Below are 18,415 nucleotides of genomic sequence, written 5' to 3'. Positions count from 1 at the left end.
ATATTAATATTCAGTTAATACTACCCATAGTAGTATCTAGCTGCTATGCAATCTAGCGACTATGCTATTGGTCAGCAATGCTATTTGACAGCCATATTATTTAACAAAGACGTTATTTGACAACCATGTTATCTAATAGAAGCATTATCTGGCTAAGTTGGCGAACAGTAGGTTTCTAGATTGGTTAGCGTTATTAAGGCAGGTTGGTTTAAGAGAGTATCTGGATTTTGCTATAGCCAATGCTTGAGAAAAATTAAACTATCTAACTATAAACTAGGAGCTTCCTATGACTGCATTACGTCAAGATATTGATCCAAACGGCTTATTAGAATACTCAGTGGTCTATACTGACCGCGCCTTAAACCACATGTCAAAAGTCTTTCAGCAAGTGATGAATGACTTATCTAGCGACCTAAAATCCGTGTATAACGCCGAAGCAGTGGTCATTGTACCCGGTGCTGGTACTTATGGAATGGAAGCCGTTGCACGCCAATTGGCTAATGATGAAGATTGTCTCATTATTCGTAACGGTTGGTTTAGCTATCGCTGGACGCAAATTTTAGAAAAAGGCAAAATCGCCAAGTCGTCTACGGTATTGACGGCACACCGTGAAGAGGGTGAGTCACCAAAACCATTTGCCCCCGTTGATATCGATGAAGCCGTTGCTAAAATTAAAGCAGAGAAACCAGCAGTAGTCTTTGCGCCGCACGTCGAAACCTCATCGGGTATTATTTTATCATCAGACTATATCAAAGCGCTAAGCGCGGCTGTACATAGCGTTGGCGGTTTATTGGTCATTGATTGTATCGCTTCAGGTTGTGTGTGGTTGGACATGAAAGACTTGGGTATTGATGTTCTCATCAGCGCCCCGCAAAAAGGGTGGAGTAGCACTCCGTGTGCAGGCTTAGTCATGCTAAGCGCTGCGGCAATCGAAAAAGTAGACAATACAGAATCAGATAGCTTTAGCTTAGACTTAAAGCAGTGGTTAAATGTCATGCGTGCCTATGAAAATGGCGGTCACGCTTATCATGCCACTATGCCAACCGATAGCTTACGTCAATTCCGCGATACTATTTTAGAGTCAAAAGAGATTGGCTTTGATAAATTGTGTGATGCGCAGTGGCAATTGGGCAACCGTATTCGTGAAGTATTAGCCGCTAGAGGCATTGAAAGCGTTGCGGCAAAAGGTTTTGAAGCGCCAGGCGTTGTGGTTGCTTATACCGATCGCGATGATATGCATAAAGGCAGTGCGTTTGCCGAAACAGGCATGCAAATCGCTGCTGGTGTACCGTTAAAAGTTGGTGAGCCGGATAACTTTAAAACGTTCCGCTTAGGTTTATTTGGTCTAGATAAATTGACAGATGTAGACGGAGCGGTACAGCGTTTTGAAACTGCACTTGATGAAGTATTGGCAAAATAATATCTTTATCTCGTAAGATGTTCTTTAAGTAAAAAGAATACTGAGTCCTTGTAACGAGGGTTCAGTATTTTTTTACCTATTTATTATATTTTATAATATAATGTATTTATATAAAACGACATCCAAAACTGTTTTGATAAAAATTGGCTTAGGTAAATATTATGAGTATACAAATAGATTGGCAGGCCTTTACGCCAATTTCCTTGGTAGGCGGTCTGATGCTAGGCGTTGCAACGGTCATCTTGCTATTGGGCATTGGTCGTATTGCGGGTATTAGTGGTATTTTCTCAAGTCTTCTTAAACCCAAGCGCGTCGAGATGTGGCAGGTGTTATTCATACTTGGTCTTGTTATCTCGCCATTACTTTATGGTCTGGTAAAACCGTTGCCCGATATAGAGATTAGTAGCTCTTTGCCACTGCTTATTGGGGCAGGATTACTGGTTGGTTTTGGGACACGTTTGGGTTCAGGTTGCACCAGTGGACATGGTATCTGCGGTAATGCGCGACTGTCACCACGATCGATGGCGGCGACGGTGACCTTTATGTTATTTGGTATTGTGACCGTTTACATTGGTCGTCATGCCTTGGGTTTGATTTAAAAATCACGTAGACAGTACGTTGCGAAGATAGCGATGACTATTGTTTATATCGGATAGTTATAACCGCTTGGATTAACACATTAGGTGCGAGAAAAAACATGCTAAAAAATATAATTGGATTACTGGCAGGGTTGTTATTTGGCTTTGGACTGCTGATATCAGGCATGACCGATCCTGTTAAAGTACAGGGCTTTTTGGACGTCTTTGGTGCATGGGATATTTCTCTAGCACTGGTGATGGGCGGCGGTCTAATGGTAGCGATAGTCGGTGTACAATTGGCTAAGCGTCAACAGACCAGCTGGATTGGGTCATCAATTGAGATGCCAACCAAAACCACTATTAATAAAAAATTGTTAATCGGCGCGATGCTATTTGGTATCGGTTGGGGTTTGGTTGGTATTTGCCCAGGATCCGGTATTGTGCTGCTTGGTACAGGACAGTGGCAGGCTTATGTCTTTATCCCTGCGATGATAGTCGGGATGTTGGTGTATCAGTGGCTAGAACCTAAGCTTAATTAACATTGGTTTGGTTTTTTTAGCGCAATAAAAGGGTCAGTCTAATTCAATTAGGCTGACCCTTTTTTATCAATGATGCTTCATTAATATTAACGATACTTCCGTATTATTAAGGCTTAATGATAAAGTCTTACTTGGCGCTAGCCGTTACTTTTGGCGTTTCGTGTGCTAATGATTTAGCCGCTTGACGCAGCTCAAATTTCTGCACTTTACCGGTGCTGGTTTTTGGAATTTCAGCAAAGATAATATATTTGGGCACTTTAAAACCCGCCAAATGCTGCTTGCAATGTTCCATCACATGGTCGCGCTGCAAGGTGCTGCCTTCATGAATCTCGATAAAGGCGACAGGTACTTCGCCCCATTTATCATGCGGCGCGGCGACGACCGCACAGCTTTGGATTTCTGGCATTTTATATAAGACGTTTTCGACTTCGATACTAGAGATGTTTTCGCCACCTGAAATGATGATGTCTTTGAGCCTGTCCATGATTTTGATATAACCATCAGGATATTTAATGCCCAAATCACCAGTACGGAACCAACCATCAGCAAAGGCTTCTTCGGTGGCTTTACGGCTTTTTAGATAACCTTTCATCACCATATTGCCGCGCAATGCTAGCTCGCCCATCTCTTGACCATCAGCGGCAACCGGCTCCGTGGTGCCTTGTTTAAACAGCTCAAAGCCTGTCATTAAATGTGACGTTACGCCCTGACGTGATTTCTTTTGTGCACGAGTAGCGACATCCAGTTCATCCCATTCTGCTTGTTCCGCGCAGACGGTGACTGGACCATAGACTTCGGTGAGACCGTAAACGTGCGAGATATGAAAGCCCATGGCTTCCATGGCGGCGAGCATGGTTTCAGACGGCGGCGCACCAGCGACCCAGCCTTTGACTTCATGATTGATGGCGTCTTTATATTCAGGCTTGCCGCCAGCAATCATATTATGCACCACAGGCGCTGAGCAATAATGGCTGACTTTATGCTTGGCAATCAGTTGCAAAATCAAATCAGCATCAATCTTGCGCAAGCAGACGTTGACGCCCGCACGCTCTGCAATCGTCCACGGGAAACACCAACCATTACAATGAAACAATGGCAGTGTCCATAAATACATCGGGTGCTTGGGCATATCCCAATCTAAAATGTTAGAGACGGCATTGAGCGTGGCACCGCGATGATGATACACCACGCCTTTGGGCTTACCAGTGGTACCAGAGGTATAATTGAGGGCGATAGCATCCCATTCATCGAGCGGCTTTTCCCAATTATCCAAACTGTCTGAGCTGGCGATTAATGCTTCGTAGCTCATGCTGCCAAAACGTTTAATATCGAGCGCCGCATCTGTCGCATGAATCACGATTAGGTTAGGGAAGGCTTCATCGATAATTTCAGCATGTTCAGCAAACTCGCTGTCTAGAATCAACACTTTGGCTTCTGAGTGTTGCAGACAAAAGGTCAGGGCGTTGATATCGAGGCGGGTGTTCAGTGTACAAAGTACCCCGCCTGACATCGGTACACCAAAGGCGCATTCGATCATCGCTGGGGTGTTCGGCATCATGACGGCGACAGTGTCATTTTTATCGATGCCTAATTTGCGTAGACCATCCGCCAATTGACGACAACGATCATAAGTCTGTTGCCACGTTTGCGTCAGATTATTATGTGTTAAATCGTCATAGATAATGGCAGTTTTGTCGGGATAGACCTGAGCACTACGGATAATAAAGTCGATAGGGGTAAGCGGTTGATGATTGGCAGCATTTTTGCCGAGACCGGTATGGAAGTCTGTCATGGGGATAGTCCTTTATCTTGCTGTTATAATTCGGTGAATACGCTACAAACTTGCTATAAAGTTGGCTTCGCCATTTATCACGATTTGATAAGTTATTAATATTTTTGCTGACCTTCCTTGTAGCAACTCGCCGATAGGTGACTCACGGTAAATATTTGTTCGTCCATTATAGACAATGCTCTGTGAAAAGCGAGTATGTTTTTAGCGCTTGCTTATATTGGATCGCATGATCAATTAGTCTAATGCACATAGTGTTCACTCATCAGTCGCTTGTCTGCATAGCTGATGATAATGGCGGTGTGTTACGATACCAGTGATATTAAATCCTATCGCTTAACTATTTCTAAAAGCCTCATTTTTAAAAATCTTAACTTTTAAAAAGCACGGCCAGCTTTAATAAGCATTTCCACAAACCATTCATAAGGAAAATGATATGTCCGCCAGCCGCACTGCCAATACCATTGAGACTGTTAGCACCAATGAACACTACCCACATTTATTTGAGCCGCTAGATTTAGGCTTTACGACGCTTAAAAACCGCATGGTGATGGGCTCAATGCACACAGGGCTTGAAGACCGTTTTTATAATTACGGCAAACTAGCGGCGTATTTTGCAGAACGTGCCAAAGGCGGCGTGGCGATGATGATCACGGGCGGTATTTCGCCCAATCGCGAAGGGTGGTTACTCCCTGCTGGTGGTACCATGAATAGCAAAGCGGACGTGATTAACCATCAGCGTGTGACTCGTGCGGCTCATAAATATGACAGCAAAATCATCATGCAAATCTTGCACAGTGGTCATTACGGCTATCATCCGTTTGTCGTCTCCTCTAGTCCAATAAAATCACCAATTTCACCCTTTAAGCCGCGTAAGATGAGCATTAAAAACATCGAACAGACGGTAAAAAATTATGCCCGTTCAGCTAAACTTGCCAAGCAAGCGGGTTATGACGGTGTGGAAATCATGGGCTCAGAAGGTTATTTGCTCAATCAGTTTTTATCGCGTCATGTGAATCAACGTACCGATGAATATGGCGGTGATATTCAAGGTCGTATGAAGCTGGCGGTCGATGTCGTCAAAGCCGTACGCGAAGCTGCTGGTGAAGATTTTATTATTTTATTCCGCTTGTCAGTGATTGATCTGGTCAAAGACGGCAACGTGATGGACGAAGTCATTACCGTTGCCAAAGCGTTAGAAGAAGCGGGCGTGACCATCATGAATACGGGTATCGGCTGGCATGAAGCGCGTGTACCGACGATTGTCACCAGCGTACCGCGTGCGGCATTTGTTGATTTCACTGCTGAAATTAAAAAGCATATTAGCATTCCCATGATGGCGGCTAACCGTATCAATATGCCAGAAACGGCAGAAGAAATCGTGGCTAGTGGTCAGGCTGATATGATTCAAATGGCGCGTCCATTTTTAGCCGATGCCCATTGGGTCAATAAAGCCAAAGATGGTCAAGCCGAACGCATCAATACCTGTATCGCCTGTAACCAAGCTTGTCTCGATCATACCTTTGAAAATAAACGCTCGACTTGTCTGGTTAATCCACAAGCGTGTTATGAGACAGAATTAGTTTATAAGAAAACCAAGAAACCTAAAAAAGTCGCCGTCATCGGTGGCGGTGTTGCTGGTATGTCAGCGGCGCACGTTGCTGCATTGCGTGGTCATGAGGTAACCTTGTTTGAAGCAAAAGATATCTTAGGCGGTCAGTTTAACTACGCAAAGGTCATCCCTGGTAAAGAAGAATTCTTTGAAACCATCCGCTACTATATCAACGAGCTTGAGCACTTAGGCGTTGAGATTAAACTTAATACCAAAGTCGATAAAGCCATGCTTGAGAAAGCCAAATTCCACCATGTCATCGTCGCAACTGGTGTTGTCCCTAGAAGCCTAGCTGGCAAACTGGAAGGCGCGGATTTGCCACAAGTAATGAGCTATGCGGAATTACTCTCTGGTGAAAAATCAGTTGGTGACACGGTTGCCGTCATCGGTGCAGGTGGTATTGGTTTTGACGTCAGTGAATATCTGACCGCCAAACATGGTCAGCCGCTTGATGAGCTAGGTTCTGAACTTTTAAAAGATCCAAGCTATCGTCCAAAAGCGCAGTCTATCGAGGAGTGGCGTGAAGAGTGGGGTGTGACTAATGATACCAACTATCAAACTGATGGTGGACTGATTAAGCCTGAAGCCATCAAACCTATCCGCCAAGTGTACTTGATGCAGCGTACTAAAGGTCGCTTGGGCAGTGGTCTCAATAAAACCTCGGGCTGGGTACATCGTGCCCATGTCAAATCACACGGTGTCATCCAAGTATCAGGTGCTCAGTACGATAAGATCACTAATGAAGGCATTTGGATCACTAATAACCAAGGTCAAAGCCAGCTATTGCGTGTCGATAGCGTTGTGGTCTGTGCTGGTCAAGAGTCGGTCGTAGAGCTGATGCCAAATGTCGGTGATGCACCAGATGCGCAATACCATCTAATCGGTGGCGCAAAACTTGCTGCTGAGTTGGATGCTAAGCGTGCCATAAGAGATGGTGCTGAGGTTGCGGCAGCGATTTAGGGTTTAGTTCAGAAGTAATGAGAGCGGCAAGATAGATTATCTTGCCGCTTTTTTTGGTTTGGTAGATTTAGTTTCTTGTAATAGAGCTTCAGTTCAGCATAATATTGCTTCAGGCAATATTAAGACACTCGGCTCACTTACTGACGTTCTAATATAATACTGTCAAAATAGCCGCGCACTCCACAACGCCCTGAGCTAAATTGATAATCAACGTCTCTTAATAGTAACTGATTCTTACCTTTATAAGGTGCAGGATATAACCTTAGCCTAACTTCTTTATCTTGGCTATTATCATAAATCACCCAGTGATTTTGTGACCATGTTGCAATGCTTCCTTCAATCTCACAGGTGTGTAAATTATTAAAAATCAGGATGCTTTCAATTACAGAGATATGAGGTTTATTATCAACCTTATTAATCGATAAAGTATTCGTTGCATCTTGAAAAGTATTGTTGCGTTTGCCGTCTACGTTATATACTAAAATCTGGAAGTTTTTAGAGAATTCTCCAAACGCATTTTTATCAGGTAAATCAGAAGAATCTAAATCATCGTTCCAGTCAGAACCTGTCTTTTCTCCGATATGTTCTTCATACTCACGTATAAGGCATTTGGTATCTTTACAAGTATTCCGTTGAAAATTTAACCATAATTTCTGATCTATAATTGCATTATTTTTATATACTTCGCTGTCTTCGTCATTAGCTGCGTTATTGAGATCTTTTATATATTTTTTTGCCATCGCTTCATCAAGCTTGGATAGCTCAGGACTTTTACAAATAGTTTTTTCTATCCAAGTAGAAGCTTTATTACAATCAAAACTGGCTGAGTTTGCATAAGTGGATAAGAGGTAAATGCCTAAAGTACTGATTGTAGTTAAGGTTAATTTTTTCATATTATTCTCCATAAGCTTGAATATAGCAGTTACTTTATAATAAACATAAGTTTATTTTAACTTTCAGTAATTCATATCTATGCTACGCTAAACCTATCAGCGATACTCAATCGTACGCACCAATCACGCCATAAAAAAGGATTTTATAATGGTAGTGTTAAAAACCCTGTTTAAATGGATATTTTTACCTACTTTAGCGTTATTAATTCTTATTAGTTTAGGTTTAGTGGTGACGGGCAATACTTATATTTTTAGAGGTCTGCAACTCACTTATCTTAAAGGTGAAAATACCGCTAATATCGATGACTATGTTGATTTTGATAATCGGACTATTGCTGCCAAAGATCATATCGAGTTGGACAAAGATCCCAACTTTGAGCAAGTCAAACTCACACCTACCTTGCAAAATGCCTTAGATACCGACGAGACTGTCGCCTTTGCGATTATCAAAGATGGCAAGCTGCTGTATGAGAATTACTGGCAAGGTTACGATGAGAATTCACATACCAATAGCTTTTCGATGGCAAAAACCATCACGACCATGCTTTATCTTAAAGCCGTTGAAGACGGCTATATTGGTAGTGTCGATGAGCCGATTAGCAAGTGGCTGCCTGAATACGCAGGCAACAAATATGCGCAAAACTGCACGCTCGCAGATTTATCAGCGATGACCTCAGGCTATGATTGGACGGAAGACTATTATTTTCCTATTAACCCTACGGCAGAATCCTACTATGGTCATAACTTAGTTAAGCAAATGGTCAATCGTAAGTTTGTAGAAGAGTGTGGCGGTCAATTTGAATACTCCTCAGGCGATACGCAAATGCTTGGTATTGCATTATCACGGGCGCTCGCAGAGCATGGTTATACTATCTCTAGCTATTTAGAAGAGAGGTTTTGGCAACCACTTGGAATGCAAGGTGACGGCTATTGGTCACTTGATGGTTCAAAAAATATTGAGAAGGTTTATTGCTGTTTAAATGCCAGTGCATTGGACTTTGCAAAATTTGGGCAATTGCTATTGAATGGTGGTGAATGGCAAGGTGAGCAACTGCTTAGCAAAGCGCACGTTGATTTTATGATTACGCCCAATGCCGCAGCATTTGCAGAAGGGCAAGCGCAAGTTTACGGACATTCGGTGTGGACGGATATGGACAGTCCGATTCCATTTTACGCCATGCTTGGTCACTTAGGTCAGCGGGTATTGGTGCTGCCAGAAGAGAACGCGATTATCGTTAGGCTAGGTAAACAAAAAGGCTTACCCATTCCAGTAGAAGGTTTTCATTTAGAGCCAGATTTGGGTCAGTATGTGACTGAAGTGAAGACGATGTTGGATAGTTTGGCGGAGTGATGGAACTGTTAGACCTTTCATACATTAGTAGCTATATGAGCTAAAAACTACTGGTTCATACAGCCGTCATTATCATTGGCTCATGTTTTCAATATCACCCAATGTGAGACCAGTTTCTTGGGTGCTATAAATAACGATACCTTCATCGTCAGTTTTACTATTCATGACCAATCTACCAATGCGATTGCTGGCTTCTTGATTGCCTTGATCGGCCGCTTTTTTGTACCATTCAAAAGCTTCGTCATAGTCTTGAGGGACGCCATAGCCATTCTCGTAGAGACCACCAATATTAAGTTGTGCCACATCTAACCCTTGGTCAGCCGCTTTGGTATACCACTCAAAAGCTTTGTCATAGTCTTGTGTCACACCATAACCGTATTCGTAAAAATTACCAATATTGTTTTGAGCATCAAAAGATCCATTATCAGCAGCTAATACATACCACTCCATTGCTTTTTGGTAATCTTGCTCAACACCACTACCTTCATAATACATAATGCCTATACGATATTGAGCATCAGAATCTCCTTGATTAGCGGATTTTTGAAACCATTCGAATTTTTTGAAATCATCTTGCTTAACAGCAATACCTTCGTGGTACATAACACCTAAATCAAATTGAGCATCAGAATCTCCTTGGTTAGCAGCTTGCTTAACCCATTCAAATGCTTTTTGATAATTTTGATCTACGCCCAAACCTTCATAATACATAATACCTAGATAATGTTTAGCAGGTGCGTAGCCTTGATCGGCAGCTTTTTGAAATAATTCAAAAGCTTTGTCATCATCTTCAGGGACTGAGTCACCTTCGTAGTAGGCTAGCCCGAGTTTATATATTTCAGTAGGGGTGCTTTGATTAGATAATATAGGTGTGTTTGAATACTCCGCTGAACAAGCAGAAGTTATTAAGCTACTGGATAGCACTGTCGCTAGGAATATAGACTGGGTTAAAGGGATAATTCTTCTTTGATACATCAAAATTCCTTTTGTTAGTTGTTCTAGCTATTAATTTTTAGGGAATAGTATTAATTATTCAATTCTATAGTGCTAGGATTGTTATATTGTTTTTCATTCAAGTCATAACAAGGCAAATTATAGTCATATAATAGTTCTACTAAAGTTCTAACTTTAGTAGAACTATATTCGATATCTTTTTGCATATCGGTCATATACATGAAAATGGTAGCTTTATCTTTGCATAGAATGCGAACACGTTTAGCTGTTTTATCAGATCTACTTGAGGTCTTAGCTATATAATCGTTTTTTTCAATTTTATCAGTCATATCTATCCAGCCTTCCTTGAGAAGAAAGCTATGTAAATGTAACAGTTTATTCTTATCAAACTCGGGACTGACATACCAAGCAGTGAACCAAACTTCTCGATTAATGTAATCATATTCACTGTTGTTGAAGTTAATAAAATTGGCGATATCATTTAATTGAGATATTAACCAACTTTCCTTCGCAACTAATTCTTGTTGATATATTTCTAGCTCTTTATCTGGTTCTAAGTCTACAGTCCATATAAATAAAATAATAACGAAAGCAAGAAGTGAAATATCAGATAACTTATATTTTTTACCTCTTATTTTCACTGATTATTTTCCTACATACTCAATAATATTTTTCAAAACTAGGTTATTTAATGCGCTTTAAATATTCTAAGTAGTTAACTAATTGTTCTCTATATTTCTCATCCGATTTAAATTTTGGAGATTCAATCCACTTATTACGATTATGAATAATTGATTCTAAGGTAAAGTCCTCATAACCAGACTCCGCTTCACAACAAGGACATATTTCATATAATGGGAATTCACCGTCAAGACCCCATGGCAAGAAATCCTCATCACAGTAACCGCATATTTTACAACTGTGTAACTCTCTATTGAGCATGAAAATATTCCAAATTAGTTGAGTAGGGATGTGTGGAAGCATCAGGCTTAAAAATTGTTCGAGGTGCACCATCTTTCGTTTTGACGGCAAATGTGTTTGTTTTCGGATTATATAAAACCGTATCACCATTCTTTCTTGTTTTATTTAAAGTTCCACGCGGAGGGTCACTGACAAACTCTTGAGCATGACGATAGTAGTCATTTTGAGATTTTAGCTCAGGAAATTCTTTGCTATGTTTACTCCAATGCTCTGCTAGGTTTGTATTAGGAGATCTTTTCTTAGTAGAAGTCCAGTCGAAACCTTTTTCAGAGTCTCTGTAGATATTGTTATTACTTACCGCTCGTTTTCGAATCACGTACTGCCCAGCTTTGACTCCAGTCTTAACAGATACCGCACCTAAACCCATTGGAAATGTCATAATGTCAAAAACTAATCCCGCCTCATCTCTAATTTTTTGCATACCTTCATAAAACTTCTTGGGATCACCATTAACATCGATCCATAGTGAATTAGCACGTTCCTGATAAATCAGCTCTTCACGTGTACCTGCTCCTGCCCAAAGCCCACCATCTTGTAATGCCTTTTTAGTGGATACATCAACCCAGATTCCCAGTTCTTCATCAGACATTTCAGTTTCAGAATTTTTGTCATCGGAAGCTGCAAAGTTAGAAAATAAGCTCTCTGAATCCGACTTTGCAGACTGCAATGGTTCAATATTGCCCACATCAAAACCCGACTCTGAAAACGCTTGTTGACTAGCAATTAGTTTTGAGCCGCAGCTGGTTATATCACCTACACGAGCAACAGGCGCACCATCTACTATATAGGATGGGTCACCAGTAATAATAGTGACAACCTTTTTGCATTTCTTGCAGACGACTTTGTCTCCCTGACGAGCGATAGGAATACCATAATGAGTGGTTTGCGGAGAGCCAGTGATGACCGTACCGCCATCGGTAAAGCCTTATATTCAAAGCCAGATTTGGGGTAGATGTGTCCCTGATATTTAAGCTATTCTGGGCGCTATGTATCATTGAGTATAAAACCACAGAACCATCTATCGTTTATTTTCTAATGTAGCGACCATAACGTTTTGGTTTTATCGAATCAAATGTATTAAATGTTAAGTTAGTAATACATCGACTATTATTTTCTTTCTCTAAATCACTGATTATTTTTAAAGGTTTTGAGTTGTTGCTTTGATTTGAGGAGGAGCTGTAGCCTCTTATGTGATCTTTTATGCCAACAATAACTAACCTATTGGTCAGAAAGACTTTTCCTATATCGTTCTTTTTATCTAAAACGCGGTAGTATGATTGAAAGTGACTGTTATAAGATTTTTTGTAATCAGATATTAATTTATTATATTCAGAACTATTGAAGCAGATAGGATTTTTGAAATCAATAATAAGCAACTTACTATTTATATCACTTACCCTTAAGTCTATGTCCTGAATAAAAGGATGCTCGTTTGTGTCCTGAGAAATTTCAAAAAAATTATTAAGACCATGCGCTACTTCAATTAATTGAAACTGATGGTTATAAAAATTTTCAACTTGATGAATTGAATACGGGTAGTTATTTGAAAAATAGTCAATTGTGTCAAAAAGCATTCGTTTTTCTTCATTTAAGCTATCAATATCTATATGGGATGCATTGTTCATAGTAATAGATGAGTGGGCAGTTGTGCAATAAAACATTATTGTACTTAATAGTAAAATATTTCTAATGATTTTTTTTGTTTTATCGTTAGTCACAAGTATCAACCTATATTTTTTAATAAACTACTATTATTAGTAAAAATTTATTTTACTGTAGTAAATACTATTTTTAAAAATTCAATAGCAGCTCATTTAAATTGCCTTCGTTCTCATATTCATCATAACGGTTACCGTAAAAGTCGTTATATTTTTCACCTGTAGTAGATGTCTTACGATTTCCATATACTTTTCCCGCTTCACTCCAAGCGCTATGATCATCACCATATTTCTCATATGCTGATACAAGAGTTTTAAGCTCATTTGGATCACTATGCGGTTTCATAATATCTATGGCACCATTATCTAGTAACTCTTTTCTGATCATGACACTGTAAATCGCAGCGCCTCCTTCTCCTTTTAGCTTGCTATCAATATAAGCATCTCTACTTGATATGTCGATTTCTCCTTGATAGGTAGCATGACCTACCTCATGAGTGAGCGCATGCATAGCCATGGCTGGCTTATCTTTATAATATTCAGAAACTACTATTTCTTTATCTTCATAATTAGTATATGTTCCTTCAGAATCAGGACCATACATTATGTCCCAACCTGCTTCTTGCAAATCTTTGATATTTTCCTGCAACGTAGGTGAGCCAGCTGCAATTTCATCAACGTCATCACCTAAATTAGTGATGACATAGTCATCTTCAGTAGGCTCCTCATCATCCTCTACAAAGCTATTCCCAAATAAAACATCAGGCTCCGACTTCGCAAACTGCAAAGGCGCTGCCTGTTCAATACTACCCACATCAAATCCTGACTCTGCAAATGACTGCTGACTAGCGATTAGTTTAGCGCCGCAGCTGGTGACATCACCGCCACGAGCAATGGGCGCGCCATCAATGATAAAAGAGGCATCACCACTAAGAATAGTGGTCACCTTTTTGCATTTTTTACAAATGACTTTATCGCCTATACGCGAGATTGGGATACCGTTATGAGTGGTGTGCGGTGAGCCGGAGATGACCGTCCCACCGTGAGAGGTCTTTGCGCCGACTGTGATATAGGCTGCCATAGTGCTACCTTGCTTAAATGCCCAAAGTGTAGACTCTTAACTGGAGTCTATTATTTGCATCACATTATAGATGGCTAAAGCGTTAAATATCAAACTTAAGTTTAACTAGAAGCAGAGCTCATATCTCAAGATTAGCCTGCGCAAAGCATAAAAGCGTTAGAATGACTGACGGTAGTAAGGACTTGAGACTTTTTAATCAGTATTAGTATAAGCAAAAATCTAACCTTCCATCTCTCCAATTAGCCACACAGACACGTCATCAATCTGCGCTGCCAACTCAGGATGCGCTTTGCCTAATTCATCGAGCTTGGTTTTAATATCGCTTTTATTATATTTAACGTTAGTCAGTGTGTTTTTTAACAGGTCAATCAATTCAACGTTTAGCGCATCAGAGAAAATGACCACTTCGCGTATCACCGCCTGCTTCACATCAAGATGCAAATCAATAATGCCCCAATCAAAGCGCGTCTCAATATGATGGGTAAATTCAGGCGTCTTGCCAAAGCGCCAATCCCAATCTGCCATTTGCTCATAGTATTTATTTAATGATGGCTGCTGCGCGAGACTGGCTTCATCCAACGCTTCTATTGGCGTAGTGTCGCCATAATCTTTGTCGCGATAGTATTCACAAAACGCTTCGATAATCGCCTCGGATAGCGTCTCATGATTGATGTCTTCATTAAACTCAACCAAATTAGCGACGCGCGCACGCACGGACTTGATGCCTTTGGCTTTTAGCTTAAGCGGATGCGGATTGAGATAATCGCCGAGCTTCTGCATATTGGCGTTCACGAGTAATGTCCCGTGATGAAAGCTACGATCGGCTGCATGTTTAAAGGCGCTGCCTGATATTTTCTTATCACCGACTTGCATGTCATTACGACCTGATAAATCCGCGTCTATGCCTAACTTTTTTAGCGCATTGATGATGATGGTAAAGTTCGCTGCTTGATCGTAGTCATCTTTGGGCGATAAAAAGGTAAAGTTGGTATTGCCCAAATCATGAAACACTGCGCCACCGCCACTCTGACGCCGCGCCAAAAACACATCGTCGGCTTCCATCTTATCGATTTTGCATTCTACCCATGGGTTTTGCGAGCGCCCAATGACCACAGTCTCGCTATTGCGCCATAAAAATAGCGTGTGCGAGTCGGGATTGAGCGTATTAAATATCCAATCTTCGGTCGCGAGGTTAAACCAAGGGTTGGTCACGGCAGATTTTAAAATGCGCAGTTTCATTATTTGTCCTTTTTTTCGAATGGTTTTTTATATTGAACGTTATAAATAGATAATGACATTGTTGCCGATGCGAGATTGGAATTCAATGGCTGTGTGGTAGGGAGGAGAGTTTTAGGAATTCAAATATTGTGATGTAGCGGGGAGTTTTGGTTAGATTTTGAGAAATAGATTTATAAGTTCTTGAAGAATGGTTAGTTGTGGGAGCTAATCCTGCTATTCGCTTGTATCTAACTTGTCGATGGCGTGCGGACTAGTTTGTCTGGTGGCGTTCCAACATTCGAGCGACCGCCCCCAGCCATAGTCCGCATCGCCATCGTCTGCGTTAGGATACCGCTACTATCAGGGCTAAAACACTCCCGAAGTTGATTATTGATAACTTTAACTAAGTTTAGACGTAGTTCAAGTTTAGGGTAAGGTAGTATAAGCAATAAATAAAATAAGAAAGTTATATCTTACTATCATCAGATAACCTTTTTGCTATCAAATAACTGTTTCTAACATTCTTAGAGTAAGGATGTTCATGCCCTAAAGCTTTTTCAGTTATAACTATAGCTTGTATATAAAAAGGGATAGCTTTTTTGAACTCTCCTATTTCGTCATATAAGCAAGCTAAGTTATTGAGGCTTTGGGCATAGAGAGGGTGATAAACACCAAGCCTTTCTTTTCTAATATCAAGTGCTTGCTGGCTTAATAATAACGATTCTTCATAGTTCCCTTTTAATTTATATATGTCTGCTAAATTATTAAGACTAGCAGCAACATCTGGGTGATTCTCACCTAAAGCTTTTTTTCTGATATGAAAAGACTGTAAGTACATAGGAAGTGCTTGTTCAAAATTTTTCATTCTATGATGAATAAACGCTAAGTTATTAAGGCTTGTGGCATAATCGGGATGATATTCTCCTAGGGTTGCTTTTCTTATTTCAAGGGTTTTATTATACAGTGCTAATGATTTTTTATAGTCACCCATAATCTCATATAAACCAGCTAAAGCGTTGAGACTCGAAGCGTAAAGGGGATGAACTTCACTCAACCTCTCTTTTCTAATATTAAGAGCCATTTGATAAAGTGGAAGAGCTTTCTTATATTCACCCATTTCTTCATATAGGTGCGCTAAGACAAGAAGGCTTGAGGCGTAATTAGGGTGATTCTCATCTTTTTCTTTCTTAAATACTTTCAACGCAGTTAAAATAAAAGGTAAAGCCGTTTTATATTTGCCCATACTTGAGTATAAAAGTGCCAGATTACTCATGCTTACCGCATATGCGTGACTATTATTACTTTTATCTTTCTCTAAAATTGCCGTTATTTGCTGATACAAAGGTAAAGCTAACGCGTACTCTCCCATAGATTCGTATAAGCTAGCTAGATTTGCAAGGCGTTTAGCGTATTCAGGATCGACCTCACTTAGCTGTTTTTTTGCAATTTTTAACGTTTCTTGGTAAGAGTTTAAAGCTTGTTCAAAATCTCCAGTCATATGATATGAAGCAGCTAAGTTGTTCAAAGTATCTGCATAAGAAAGATTATATTCACCTAAGTTTAATTTGATATGATTAATGATAGATAATATAGCTTTTTTACCTAAATCATATTTACCTTGCCTTATGCAGAATTCAGTAAATAAATTTAGACTATTATTTATTTTTTCTAATGTATTTAGGTCAATAGTTATACAAATGCTATTACAAATATAAGCTACTAGTGCAGGCAAACACGCTTTTTCTAGCCGGTGTCTTTGATTTACAATTTTTGGAATACTCTGATACTCAAGTTGCTTATAGTATTCTTCAAGCCGAGTTAACGTATGCTGTAGAAACTCTGTTCGATTTTGACTTTTATATTCATTACAAAATTTGGTAAGTACGGCATGGCTAACTACTTGGTGTAGTTGGTAATATTGGGTGTTATGTATATTGTCAGTATTGCTATTAAGATTACTTATCTGTAGCCAACCACTTGTTAGCAACTCCATCAACATACTCTTATCTTTAATCAGATCTTCACCTAACCATTCAATAAGGGGGTCAAAACTTAACTCTTGACTGTCCATCAAAGATAAATGATATAAGACTTCCTGCTGTTGCTTACTCAGTCCAGAAAGAGAAAATAGCTTTCCCAGGGCACTATCAATACTTTCGTTAACTGAAGTAGAGTCTTTCTTATAACGAACTTTGGTATCAATATGAAACTGTCTTTCCTTTAAAAGCTCTAATAGCTCGTCTGGACTATATTGTTGTCGATGAGCAGTTTTGCCTAGTAATTCTATAGTCAGAGTATGGTTACCGGCTAACTCAACAATTTCTTGAACTTTTTCAATATGCTCTACAGTGCTAATCTTACTATGGGTTAAGAATAGATCAATACACTGCTTTTTAGAAAGTGAGTTAATATGAATTTGTTTAAAGTCGTCATAGTCTTGACTACGTGACGTAGCAATCAGATGACAAGGCAAAACGCTCAATCGCGCTAGCTGGTCAGCACAGTTATCTAAAAAATCTTCCTGCCAAGGTAAATCGTCCAGTACTAGCAGTAACTCTTCTAGTTGATTAAGCGCAGTGATAATTATATCTAGTTTATTGGATGTATTATCTTTCGATAAGTGATTAAGTCCGAGTTGAGCAAGCAAGCTATAGTTGTTTAAAAAACCTGTTTCAACATCAACGCTACAGTCGATATGGATAATATGTTGAAAGGAAATGTTGTTAATTTTATTGTCATGAACTTCTCGAACCCAATGGTTCATTAACTTACTTTTACCCATGCCACCCATACCATTTAGCAAAACAGGACTTTGGTAGTTTTGCATAGCTTCTGTAATGACTACTAACTCACCAACACGACCTACGAAGTTAGAGATTGCTAGTGGTGGTAGTAGCCTTAGTGCTTTTTTTCATTATTGGTCGCTGTATAATTATTAGTAACACTGTTGTCCTCAGTGTAATTACCAGTAGCTTCTATCTTCCTACTGGAATCCCTAAGGAAATCACCTCTGCTAGTATTGACTGAGCTATTGTTACCATCAATCTGTATTCGGTTATCAGTGTTGTTGTTTATGACGGTTTGATTGATACTTTCAACAAATTGCTGAAACTGTTCGTCGTTTTCAAGTTCATTTATAAAATCTTCTGTATTCAATTGCTCTGCTTTCAGCCTTAGTTTGTTATTCTCTATAACCTTAGTAATTTGTTCAGCTTGTGACTCAGTTAGGGTGATTTGATTATTAGCGAAATATGCAACAACATTACTAGGGCGTGTCCCTAATCTGTAAAAGTAAGTATAAAGGCTTTAAAATAAAGAGACTATTTCAAACAGGGCTCTCTAAATTATGGCAAGAACAGTGCTCACCGATAATACATGGGA

At 39.9% G+C, this 18,415-nt stretch carries 14 protein-coding genes and 1 pseudogene; 5 read left to right on the top strand and 10 right to left on the bottom strand.

Annotated features, from left to right (window positions below; genetic code table 11):
* Positions 1-286: 286 nt before the first annotated feature.
* The 3 genes from ACP7AE_RS12980 to ACP7AE_RS12970 all read left to right on the top strand — a co-directional run bounded on the left by ACP7AE_RS12980 (position 287) and on the right by ACP7AE_RS12970 (position 2,537).
* Positions 287-1,420: an aminotransferase class V-fold PLP-dependent enzyme gene (locus ACP7AE_RS12980; protein ID WP_426243583.1), complete on the top strand. Its 1,134-nt coding sequence runs from the start codon at positions 287-289 to the stop codon at positions 1,418-1,420.
* A 161-nt stretch (positions 1,421-1,581) separates the two neighbouring features.
* Positions 1,582-2,019 carry a YeeE/YedE family protein gene (locus ACP7AE_RS12975; protein ID WP_426243581.1) on the top strand — a complete coding sequence of 146 codons (438 nt, stop codon included), beginning with the start codon at positions 1,582-1,584 and terminating at the stop codon, positions 2,017-2,019.
* Between the two features lie 98 nt (positions 2,020-2,117).
* Positions 2,118-2,537: a DUF6691 family protein gene (locus ACP7AE_RS12970; protein WP_426243579.1), complete on the top strand. Its 420-nt coding sequence runs from the start codon at positions 2,118-2,120 to the stop codon at positions 2,535-2,537.
* A gap of 127 nt (positions 2,538-2,664) precedes the next feature.
* Here the strand turns inward: ACP7AE_RS12970 and ACP7AE_RS12965 are convergent, their stop codons facing one another.
* A complete protein-coding gene (locus tag ACP7AE_RS12965; RefSeq protein WP_426243577.1) occupies positions 2,665-4,329 on the bottom strand; it encodes an AMP-binding protein in 1,665 nt (554 codons plus the stop codon).
* A gap of 433 nt (positions 4,330-4,762) precedes the next feature.
* Between ACP7AE_RS12965 and ACP7AE_RS12960 the strand changes: the two genes are divergently transcribed.
* Positions 4,763-6,898 carry an FAD-dependent oxidoreductase gene (locus ACP7AE_RS12960; RefSeq protein WP_426243575.1) on the top strand — a complete coding sequence of 712 codons (2,136 nt, stop codon included), beginning with the start codon at positions 4,763-4,765 and terminating at the stop codon, positions 6,896-6,898.
* A gap of 137 nt (positions 6,899-7,035) precedes the next feature.
* On the opposite strand, the gene ACP7AE_RS12955 is transcribed toward ACP7AE_RS12960, so the two are convergent.
* A complete protein-coding gene (locus ACP7AE_RS12955; RefSeq protein ID WP_426243573.1) occupies positions 7,036-7,791 on the bottom strand; it encodes a lysozyme inhibitor LprI family protein in 756 nt (251 codons plus the stop codon).
* Positions 7,792-7,939: 148 nt separating this feature from the next.
* On the opposite strand from ACP7AE_RS12955, the gene ACP7AE_RS12950 reads away from it, so the two are divergent.
* On the top strand, positions 7,940-9,142 hold the full coding sequence (locus ACP7AE_RS12950; RefSeq protein ID WP_426243571.1) for a serine hydrolase domain-containing protein: 1,203 nt from the start codon (positions 7,940-7,942) through the stop codon (positions 9,140-9,142).
* Positions 9,143-9,214: 72 nt separating this feature from the next.
* Here the strand turns inward: ACP7AE_RS12950 and ACP7AE_RS12945 are convergent, their stop codons facing one another.
* From ACP7AE_RS12945 to ACP7AE_RS12910, 8 genes and pseudogenes are all read right to left on the bottom strand, one after another.
* The gene (locus tag ACP7AE_RS12945) at positions 9,215-10,117 is read right to left on the bottom strand and encodes a tetratricopeptide repeat protein (protein WP_426243569.1); all 903 of its coding nucleotides are present in this window, start codon (positions 10,115-10,117) and stop codon (positions 9,215-9,217) included.
* A gap of 50 nt (positions 10,118-10,167) precedes the next feature.
* Complete coding sequence (locus ACP7AE_RS12940; protein WP_426243567.1) at positions 10,168-10,737, bottom strand: hypothetical protein; 570 nt, start codon at positions 10,735-10,737, stop codon at positions 10,168-10,170.
* A gap of 290 nt (positions 10,738-11,027) precedes the next feature.
* Positions 11,028-11,762, bottom strand: a complete 735-nt coding sequence (locus ACP7AE_RS12935) for a hypothetical protein (protein ID WP_426243565.1) — start codon at positions 11,760-11,762, stop codon at positions 11,028-11,030.
* A gap of 45 nt (positions 11,763-11,807) precedes the next feature.
* A pseudogene (locus tag ACP7AE_RS12930) lies at positions 11,808-11,981 on the bottom strand (PAAR domain-containing protein); the annotation flags it as partial.
* Positions 11,982-12,102: 121 nt separating this feature from the next.
* The gene (locus tag ACP7AE_RS12925) at positions 12,103-12,795 is read right to left on the bottom strand and encodes a hypothetical protein (protein WP_426243564.1); all 693 of its coding nucleotides are present in this window, start codon (positions 12,793-12,795) and stop codon (positions 12,103-12,105) included.
* 73 nt (positions 12,796-12,868) lie between these two features.
* A complete protein-coding gene (locus tag ACP7AE_RS12920) occupies positions 12,869-13,816 on the bottom strand; it encodes a PAAR domain-containing protein (RefSeq protein WP_426243562.1) in 948 nt (315 codons plus the stop codon).
* A gap of 219 nt (positions 13,817-14,035) precedes the next feature.
* Positions 14,036-15,055 carry a lipoate--protein ligase gene (locus ACP7AE_RS12915; protein ID WP_426243560.1) on the bottom strand — a complete coding sequence of 340 codons (1,020 nt, stop codon included), beginning with the start codon at positions 15,053-15,055 and terminating at the stop codon, positions 14,036-14,038.
* A 445-nt stretch (positions 15,056-15,500) separates the two neighbouring features.
* Positions 15,501-17,861 carry a tetratricopeptide repeat protein gene (locus ACP7AE_RS12910; RefSeq protein WP_426243558.1) on the bottom strand — a complete coding sequence of 787 codons (2,361 nt, stop codon included), beginning with the start codon at positions 17,859-17,861 and terminating at the stop codon, positions 15,501-15,503.
* Between the last annotated feature and the right edge of the window lie 554 nt (positions 17,862-18,415).

Origin of the sequence: Psychrobacter sp. TWP2-1-2 (assembly GCF_049896785.1) — a bacterium.
Classification (GTDB): domain Bacteria; phylum Pseudomonadota; class Gammaproteobacteria; order Pseudomonadales; family Moraxellaceae; genus Psychrobacter.
Note: the sequence above shows the minus strand (reverse complement) of the source record. Positions and strands in the feature narration are given on the sequence as shown.

Coding starts and splice junctions, on each gene's coding strand:
- ACP7AE_RS12955 (WP_426243573.1), bottom strand. CDS start 7,791: ATGAAAAAATTAACCTTAACTACAATCAGTACTTTAGGCATTTACCTC.
- ACP7AE_RS12915 (WP_426243560.1), bottom strand. CDS start 15,055: ATGAAACTGCGCATTTTAAAATCTGCCGTGACCAACCCTTGGTTTAAC.
- ACP7AE_RS12970 (WP_426243579.1), top strand. CDS start 2,118: ATGCTAAAAAATATAATTGGATTACTGGCAGGGTTGTTATTTGGCTTT.
- ACP7AE_RS12975 (WP_426243581.1), top strand. CDS start 1,582: ATGAGTATACAAATAGATTGGCAGGCCTTTACGCCAATTTCCTTGGTA.
- ACP7AE_RS12960 (WP_426243575.1), top strand. CDS start 4,763: ATGTCCGCCAGCCGCACTGCCAATACCATTGAGACTGTTAGCACCAAT.
- ACP7AE_RS12945 (WP_426243569.1), bottom strand. CDS start 10,117: ATGTATCAAAGAAGAATTATCCCTTTAACCCAGTCTATATTCCTAGCG.
- ACP7AE_RS12910 (WP_426243558.1), bottom strand. CDS start 17,861: ATGCAAAACTACCAAAGTCCTGTTTTGCTAAATGGTATGGGTGGCATG.
- ACP7AE_RS12980 (WP_426243583.1), top strand. CDS start 287: ATGACTGCATTACGTCAAGATATTGATCCAAACGGCTTATTAGAATAC.
- ACP7AE_RS12965 (WP_426243577.1), bottom strand. CDS start 4,329: ATGACAGACTTCCATACCGGTCTCGGCAAAAATGCTGCCAATCATCAA.
- ACP7AE_RS12950 (WP_426243571.1), top strand. CDS start 7,940: ATGGTAGTGTTAAAAACCCTGTTTAAATGGATATTTTTACCTACTTTA.
- ACP7AE_RS12920 (WP_426243562.1), bottom strand. CDS start 13,816: ATGGCAGCCTATATCACAGTCGGCGCAAAGACCTCTCACGGTGGGACG.